This is a genomic window from Halobellus sp. Atlit-38R (genome assembly GCF_003665925.1).
GTDB lineage: Archaea > Halobacteriota > Halobacteria > Halobacteriales > Haloferacaceae > Haloquadratum > Haloquadratum inordinatus.
Genome location: NZ_QXIJ01000094.1, coordinates 1 through 678 on the forward strand (window position 1 = coordinate 1; position 678 = coordinate 678).

The window sequence follows — 678 nt, forward strand, 5'->3', positions numbered from 1 at the left end:
TGAACGCGCGGGCGGTCTCGAACGACTTCCCGTCGCCCTCCTCGCGGTATGTCAGGTGCTGGCACGTCTCGTCCATGGCGGACGGAGGCGGGGAGGCGGCTTGAAACCCCGCGTCGGGGCGACCGCTCCGACTCGTTGCGATCCGATCCGATTCGATCCGGTCCGATCTGACCGACGCTGTTTAACCGACCGCCCGAGAACGGGTGGCCATGGAGCCGGTCGACGACTGGCGGTCGGCGATCGACGAGGCCGGGGAGCTGACCGGCCCGATCGCGGCGGCGATCGTCGAGGCCCACGGCGACCGGGGACAGCGCGCCATCGAGGCGGTCGGCGAGGGGCGCGTGAAGCGCTACCGCGACTTCACCGTCGTCGTGGGCCACGAGGACGAGTACGTCGTCGAGGAGGGGGAGTGTAACTGCGCGGACGCGACGTACAACCTCGACGCCGACGACCCCGACCAGCGCTGCTGGCACGCCATCGCGGTCGACGTCGCGGACGCGCTCGACGCCGTCGACCACCACGACATGTGGTACTCCGAGGTCCGCGAGTTCCTGTGAGGCCGCCGGGATCCGCGTCCCGCCGCGCTCCGCGCTCTCTCCCCGTCTCGAAGCAGCCGCCGCTCGCCCGCGTGAATCGGCCGTTTTCGTAAATTTCGGTCTGAGAGTCGAAAACGTTTAC

At 69.3% G+C, this 678-nt stretch carries 1 protein-coding gene; it reads left to right on the forward strand.

What is annotated here, in order from left to right:
• The first annotated feature begins 209 nt into the window (after positions 1–209).
• On the forward strand, positions 210–557 hold the full coding sequence (locus D3D02_RS18275; protein WP_121563129.1) for a hypothetical protein: 348 nt from the start codon (positions 210–212) through the stop codon (positions 555–557).
• Positions 558–678 lie beyond the last annotated feature (121 nt).